General features: G+C 76.7%; 5 protein-coding genes. 1 reads left to right on the forward strand and 4 read right to left on the reverse strand.

From position 1 onward, the window contains the following. Positions 1–42: 42 nt before the first annotated feature. From ACH4SL_RS29435 to ACH4SL_RS29445, 3 genes are all read right to left on the reverse strand, one after another. Positions 43–1527: a serine hydrolase domain-containing protein gene (locus ACH4SL_RS29435; RefSeq protein WP_398450976.1), complete on the reverse strand. Its 1485-nt coding sequence runs from the start codon at positions 1525–1527 to the stop codon at positions 43–45. A 90-nt stretch (positions 1528–1617) separates the two neighbouring features. After that, positions 1618–5037 carry a hypothetical protein gene (locus ACH4SL_RS29440; RefSeq protein WP_398450978.1) on the reverse strand — a complete coding sequence of 1140 codons (3420 nt, stop codon included), beginning with the start codon at positions 5035–5037 and terminating at the stop codon, positions 1618–1620. A gap of 97 nt (positions 5038–5134) precedes the next feature. Continuing rightward, positions 5135–5536 (reverse strand): winged helix-turn-helix transcriptional regulator, encoded by a 402-nt coding sequence (locus tag ACH4SL_RS29445; protein ID WP_398450980.1) that lies wholly within the window; start codon positions 5534–5536, stop codon positions 5135–5137. A gap of 96 nt (positions 5537–5632) precedes the next feature. Here ACH4SL_RS29445 and ACH4SL_RS29450 point away from each other — a divergent pair, with 96 nt between their 5' ends. Continuing rightward, positions 5633–6490, forward strand: a complete 858-nt coding sequence (locus ACH4SL_RS29450; RefSeq protein ID WP_398450982.1) for an SDR family oxidoreductase — start codon at positions 5633–5635, stop codon at positions 6488–6490. 21 nt (positions 6491–6511) lie between these two features. Here ACH4SL_RS29450 and ACH4SL_RS29455 read toward each other — a convergent pair whose 3' ends face one another. Next, a complete protein-coding gene (locus ACH4SL_RS29455; RefSeq protein ID WP_398450984.1) occupies positions 6512–6976 on the reverse strand; it encodes a PPOX class F420-dependent oxidoreductase in 465 nt (154 codons plus the stop codon). Positions 6977–7214: the final 238 nt, after the last annotated feature.

The following is a 7214-nucleotide window of genomic DNA, read 5'->3' on the forward strand; positions in this document are numbered from 1 at the left end:
GGGCGGAGCCGCGCCCGGCGGGTACGTGACGCCGGGTGCGACTCAGGGGCGCGGTCCGTGCATGCGGTGCAGCAGCGGCCGCGGGTGCAGCGGCCTGGTGCGCCAGGCCGCGGTGAAGGTACCCGTCAACAGCTCGGACTGCTCGGACAGCTCGCACCGCAGGTCCAGGCTGTGCGGCGTCTCCAGGAAGCGCACGGTGGCGGTGAGCGTGTCGCGGTCCGTCCACCCGGCGCTGACCGCGCACGGCGGCGTCCCGGCGCCGCCTTCGGTCGTCGTCCAGCCGCCGGGGGCGAAGCCGAGGGTGAAGGTCTGCCCGCCCTCGGTCAGGTCGAGCGCCCAGTCGGTCCCGTCGCCCCGCCGCAGGCCCACAAGCGTCAGTGTCGGCTGCTCGTCGCAGGTGCCGCCCGCCGGTGCGAACCGCGCCCCCGCCCACTCCCCAGCCCCGGCCGGGGGCGCGGCCGCGCCCGCCACTCCCGGCAGCGCGAGCCGCGACATGCGCAGCCGCAGCGACTCGTCGTCCTTCTCGCGGTCCGGCAGCGGGGCGTCGCCGAACGCGGGCAGCAGGTGCCGCCACGCCGCGTCCAGCACCTCCTGCATGTCCAGGGTCTGCGAGGTCAGGGCGAGGACGGCGTTGTACTCGGGCAGCACCACGCAGTACTGACCGTAGGCCCCGTCGCCCCGGAAGCCGTGCCGGGACATCCAGAACTGGAAGCCGTAGCCCTGCTGCCAGTCGGAGGTCGCGGCGCCCTCGGCCGTCCCGTCGCCGTTCGGCACGTGCGCGCGGGTCGCCTCGGCCACCCACGCGGCGGGGAGCAGCCGCCGGCCCTCCCAGACCCCGCCCTGGAGGTGGAGCTGCCCGAGGCGGGCGACCGCGTCCGTCGTGGCGTACATCCCGCTGAAGCCGAGGTCGCGCCCGGCCGGGTACTGCTCCCAGACGGTCTCGGCGATGCCGAGCGGACCGAACAGCCGCTCCCGCAGATAGCCCGTCAGGGACTGCCCCGTGACCTGCTGCACGATGGCGCCCAGGGTGTACGTGCAGGACTGGTTGTAGGCGAAGACCGTGCCGGGCTCGCGCTCCGGCGGGAGGGACAGGAAGCCGCGTACGGGCTCGGCCCGGTCGGCGTCGAGCGCGCGCTGCCAGGTGTCGGACTCGTGGCCGCTGGCCATGGCGGCGATGTGCCGTACCAGCATCGACCGGCTGCGCGGATCGGTGACCTCCGCCGCGAACCGGGGGAAGTAGGAGACCACGGGCGCGTCCAGGTCGAGCAGGCCGTCGGCGGCGGCCAGGCCCGCGGCGGCCGAGGTGAAGCTCTTGCTCAGGGAGTACAGCAGTTGCGGCCGGTCCGCGGTGCGCGGCGCCCACCAGCCCTCGGCGACCAGGCGGCCGTTCCGCAGCAGCATGACGCTGTGGGGGTCGATGCCGGGCGCGGCCTCCAGCGCGTCGAGGAAGGCGTGGACGCCGCGCGCGTCGACCCCCTCGGCGGCCGGTGTGCTGGTCGGCAGCGCGCGGCCGGCGTGGGTGGTCATGGGCTCCTCCAGGTGATCGCCCCCAGTCCACCCACCGGGACCGGTGCCTGTCAACGGCCCCTCGGCGCCCGGTCCGGCGGGCGCACCTGGTCACTCCGCCGCGGTGGTCACCTCCAGGGCCGCGTCCCGGACGTCCGGGCAGGCGTGGCGGCGCAGGGCGCGCAGCCGGGCCCGCCACTCCTGCTGCCAGGAGGTACGCGTGCCCAGCGCGCGGGTGACGGCGAGGGCCAGCAGTCCGGCCGCCTGGGTGCCGGCCAGGGTGAGGCGCTCGGCGGCGGCCAGGAGCACGAGGGGGTCGCCGGGGCGGTGGGCCGCGGTGAGGCGGCTGTGCAGGGTGCTCGCGGTGCGGTCGGCGAGCAGGGGGCGGTCCGCGTGCAGGGCGGCCAGGTCGTCCAGGGCGCCGAGCAGTTGCGGGGCGGTCGCGTCGAGATCCAGGGCCGTGACGGCGAGTTGCGCCCCCTGGGGCAGGAAGCCGGGGGTGGCGCACAGGAGTTCGGCGGCGCGCCGGGCCGCCGCCCGCTGGACCGTGGCCGGGCGCGGGGCGGCCGCGGACGCGAGCCCGGTCACGAGGTGGGCAAGGCGCCGGCGGGCGGGCCGGTCGCGTTCGGCCTCGGCGTCCAGGTGGTCGGCGGGAACGGCGGCGAGCCGGGCCAGGGCGTCCAGCAGCGGGCCGTCCCCGTCCGGTGCGGCGGCGAGGGCCACCAGGCCGTCCGCCGCCGCGCGCCAGGCCGTGCGGTTGCCGAGGTCGGTGGTCCGGGCGGCCAGCAGCGGTCCGGCCTCGGCGTACCACGGTGCCCACACGGTGAGCAGGCCCGCCGCGAGGTCGGCGGTCTCCCGGTCGGCGCTGTGCGCGACGCGGCCCACCAGCCGTGCGAAACGCGGCCGTTCATGGGCCTGCAGCTCGTAGGGGTGCACCCGCAGCAGGGCCGTACGGGTGACGGGCGGGCCGTCGGCGGCGGCTTCCAGCAGCCCCCACGCGGCCGGGGAGGGCAGCAGCCCGGCGGCGGCGGACACGCACGCCGCCCGCACGTCGGGGTGCTGCTCCGGGAGGGCGAAGGTGGCGGCGAGGATGCCGGCCGCGGTGCTGACGGGCAGCCCCACGGCGGCGAGCCGTACGAACTCCTTCCGGCTGGTGACCTTCGCCGCCGCGGGCGCACCGCCGGCGCCGGGCAGCAGCGCGGTGCGCAGGATCGCCTCCAGCGCGGACGGGGCGACGCGCGTGCTCACGCGGTGCGCGGCGTAGACGGCGACCCGCGCCCGGTCGTCGCCCGCGTGCTCCAGCAGCAGCGGCAGCGCCTCGGCGGGGCGGTCGGTCCACGCCAGGGCGGCGAGGGCCGCTTCGGCGAGCACGGTGGCCGGGGAGCCGGTCCAGCGGCGCACGGCGGCGAAGCCGTGCTCGGGGACGGCGGCCAGGGCCCGTATGTGCCCGGCCCGGGTCCACTCGGGGAGCGAGGAGTCCGCGGCGGCCCGGGCCAGCAGCCGCGCGGCGGCGGCCTGCTGGCGGGGCAGCCAGCCGTGGATGCCGTCGACGGGCGGCAGCCACGGGGTGCGCGGGGTGAGGAAGCGCCCGTACGGCGGGGTGTCGGTGAGGACGGCGTCCAGCAGATCCGTCCTGCGGTGCGTCAGGACCCGCAAGACGGGCGGGAGCACGGCTGCCGAGGGCTCCTGTCCGAGGATCCGCGCCGTGCGCTCGTCCCGCCGCTCCGGGTCGTCGAGCAGCAGGTCGACGGCCTGCCGCACGGTGGCGTCGTTGCCGGACCGGACCGCCTCCCACAGGAGTTCCCGGAGTTCCGGCATGCGGTGGGCGCGCCGGCCGAGTGCGTGTGCCAGGGCGAAGGTGAGCGAGTGGTCGGCCTTGTCCGCGCCCGCCTCCAGCCAGGGGCGCAGCGTCTCGAAGACCTGGAATTCCTGCCCCTTGCGCAGCTTGGTGTCGAGTTTTCCCAGGGTGTGGCCGCCGGTGGGCCCGGACAGCCGGGTCACGGTCTCCAGCGCCCAGGCCACCAGGTCGCGTTCGTCGCTCACCGCGTGCTCGCGCAGCATCCCGACGGCCAGCGTGGACAGGGCGTGCCGCGTCCGCCCGGAGCTGTCGCGGGCCTCGACGGCGTCGGTGGTGATCTTGTCCAGGTGCGGCCGGTCCGCGCCGGAGAAGAGGCGCGGCGGCACCGCGGCGAGGGCCTGGAGGGCGGGCCCGCGTACCGGTTCCTGCTCGTTGCGCAGCCGCTGGAGGTCGCCGAGCAGGGCGGTGACGGCCGCCGGGTCGCCGGAGCGGGCCGCGTTGCGGACCAGCAGCGGATACGCCGCCGCGCGGTCCTCCGCCGAGGGCCGGCGGGTCGCGGCGAGCAGCCGCTCCCGCGCCTCGGCCACCGGCAGGTGGGCCACGGCGGCCAGCACGGTCGACCAGTCCTTCCCCTGTTCGGCGGCCTGCGCCGCCATCCGCCGCGCCTCGGTCTGCGCGCGGCGGCGGGGCAGCGCCTCCAGCACGCTGTCGGCGAGGGCGGTACGGCGCAGGTCCCGGTCCGCGGTCGCGGTGTCGTGGAAGGCCTCGCGCTGCGACGGCGGCAGCGCGCGCAGCAGCAGCGCGTAGGCCGCCGGGGTGCGGCTCCAGGCCCGGCCGAGGTCGGCCAGCTCCGGCACCCCGCGCCGGGCGATCCGGCCCAGCGCGGTACGGGACACCAGGTCGGGGGCCGGCCGGGCGGCCCTTTGCGGGGAGGTGAGCAGGCCGATCGTCCGCCCCGGGGCCGCCCGGAGCAGCGGCGCCAGGCTCGCGCGCACCGCGTACGGCGGATTCGGCGGGCAGTGCTCCTCCAGCACGTCCAGGACCCGCAGCGGAAGGGCCTCGGCCACCGCGGGGAAGATGTCCCCGTTGCGTACCCACCAGCCGGCCCGTGCGGTCCGGGGCAGTCCGGCGAGCTGCCGGGCCGCCTCGTCGAGCACCGCCTCCGGGTGGCGGCGGCCCAGTACGCGCCAGTGCGCCACCGCCGGGAAGAGTCCGGGCAGCAGCGCCCGTACCGCCTCGGTCCCGCAGCCCGGCAGCAGCCGTACCGCCTCCGCGTCCCCCCACCGCTCGCGGACGGGTCCGATCAGCCGCTCCGCGAGCGCGGTCCGCCCGCCCGCGACGATCGCGGCCTCGACCGCGGCGCGTACCACCTGCGGGGCGTCCTCCATGGCCCGCTCCAGGGCGTCGTCGCCGATCGGCAGGTGGCGCGAGGCCCGCAGCGCGTGGCCGCGCACGGCCGGGTCGGGGTCGGCGAGCCGGTCCGCGAGGTGGCCGGCGTCCTGGCCCGCGCACGCGGCGACGACGGCGAGCCGCCGCCCGAACGTCCCGCGCGTCTCCAGCTCGGTCAGCAGCGTGCCCAGCACCCCGCTCTCCGCGCGCTCGCGCGCCCATGCGGCGAGCGCCCGCGTCCGGGCGGGGCGGGCGAGCGGGTCGAGCCGGGCGAGCAGCTCGTCGACGGCGGCACGCGGATCGTGGCCCGCGGGGATGCGCGGGTGGTGCGGCTGGGCTGGCATGCACGCCATTGTGCTGCGGCACGGACCGCTGCCCGTACGGGTTTTCGGCGGGGCGACGCGGGTGACGCCGGGGGCGGTCAGGCGGTGCGGGGAGCGCTCAGGCGGTGCGGCGGCCGTCGTACGAGGCGCGGGCCTGCACGATCGCCTCGGTGTTGGCCTCGGCCCAGGCGACCAGGCCGATGACCAGCACGGCCGCCTCCTCCCCCGGGGGCGTGAGGGTGTACTCCACGTGCGGCGGCACCACGGGGCGGGCCTCGCGGTGCACCAGGCCCTCGCGCTCCAGCCCTTGCAGGGTCTGGGCCAGCATCTTCTCGCTCACGCCCTCGACCGTGCGGCGCAGCTCGCTGAAGCGCATCACCCGCCCGCGCCGCAGGGCGGCCAGGACGAGGACGCCCCAGCGGCTGGTCAGCCGGTCCACCACGGAGCGGGACGGGCAGTCGGCGGACAGCGCGTCGAAGGGCAGCGTCGCCGCCGCGCGGGCGGCCGGGGTGGTGGTCATGCGCCTAGCTTACCAAAAAGTGCGTACTTCCCTCTGGACGTGAACCCCTTTTAAAGTGAGTGAGGTAGTTGATCAAAAGGGATTTTGGAGACTTTCATGAGCATTGTCGTCACCGGAGCCACCGGGCAGCTGGGCCGCCTCGTGACCGCCGCGCTGCTGCGGCGCGTCCCGGCCGACCAGGTCGTCGCTGCCGTGCGCGACCCGCGGAAGGCGTCCGGCCTGGCCGAACAGGGCGTCGAGGTCAGGACGGCCGACTACGACCGCCCCGACACCCTGGCCGGCGCCTTCCGCGCCGGGGACACCGTGCTGCTGATCTCCGCCGACGAGGTGGGCAGGCGGCTGCCCCAGCACACCGCCGTCGTCGAGGCCGCCAAGGCCGCGGGCGTGGCCCGCCTGGTCTACACCGGCATCCTCGGCGGCCCGGCCGCCGACTTCGTCCTCGCCGACGAGCACAAGGCGACCGAGCAGCTGATCGTGGACTCCGGTCTCGTCCACACCTTCCTGCGCAACGGCTGGTACACCGAGAACTACACCGCGCAGATCCCCGTGCAGCTGGCCCACGGGGTCGCCGGCGCCGCCGGGGACGGCCGGATCGGCGCCGCCCCGCGCGCCGACTACGCCGAGGCCGCCGCCGCGGTCCTGACCACCGGCGGGCACGACGGCGCCGCGTACGAGCTGAGCGGCGACGACACCTTCACGCTGGCCGAGTACGCCGCCGAGCTGACCCGGCAGAGCGGCGTCCAGGTCGCCCACCACGAGCTGGACGCCCCGCAACTGCGGGACGTCCTGGTCGGCGCCGGTCTTCCCGGCCCCTTCGCCGAGATCCTCGTCGACGTCGACGTCAACGCGATACGCCCCGGCCTGCTCGAAGGCGGGAGCGGCGAGCTGGCGCGCCTCATCGGGCGCCCCACCGGCTCCCTCGCCGACGCGGTCGCGGAAGCGCTCAAGAACTGACCGCCTCCCTGCGTCCGGCGGTCAGTCCAGCGGGCCGCTGAACGGGCCGGCCGGCCGCAGCCCGTAGCCGCGGTCGGCCCGCAGGCTGATCACCAGCCGCCCGTCGGCGACCATCGCCGCGCGGTATTCGTCCCAGTCCGGGTGCTCGCCGGCGATCGCCCGGTAGACGTCGACCAGTTCGTCGACCGTCGCGTCGTGCGGGTCGGCGGCGACCGGGGTGATCTCGGCGTCGCCCTCGACGACCAGGTACGCCAGAAGGTCGGGCCCGGTGACGTAGAAGCTCGCGCGCGGGTCGCGGCGCAGGTTGCGGGTCTTGGCGCGGCCGTCGGTGGCCGAGATGCGGATCAGCCGCGTCTCGTCGTCGTAGGTGAAGGACACGTTCGACAGCTGCGGGCGGCCGTCGCGCTTGAGGGTGACGAGGACGCCGGTGCGCTGGGTGCGCAGCAGGTCGGGCGTCACGTCGGCGGGCTTGTCGGGGTGGCTCATGGTCGCTCCTCGGATGCGGTGTCCTGGCCGGGCCCCGGCGGACGCGGGGCCGTCCTGCTCCGCGGGGAGAACGCCCGCGCCGCCGCCCGGATTCCGGCCCCGCCCCCCGTACGGGCGACGGCGCCGGGGCTGCCGGGGGCGTTCTAGTAGTGCTTCGTTAGGTTCTGGGTCTGCTTCTGGTGGTGAGTGGTCGGCCGCAGGTGGTGCAGGTGCCGGTCCAGCACTTCAGCAGGTTCTG

Source organism: Streptomyces sp. NPDC021020, assembly GCF_044333285.1.
GTDB lineage: Bacteria > Actinomycetota > Actinomycetes > Streptomycetales > Streptomycetaceae > Actinacidiphila.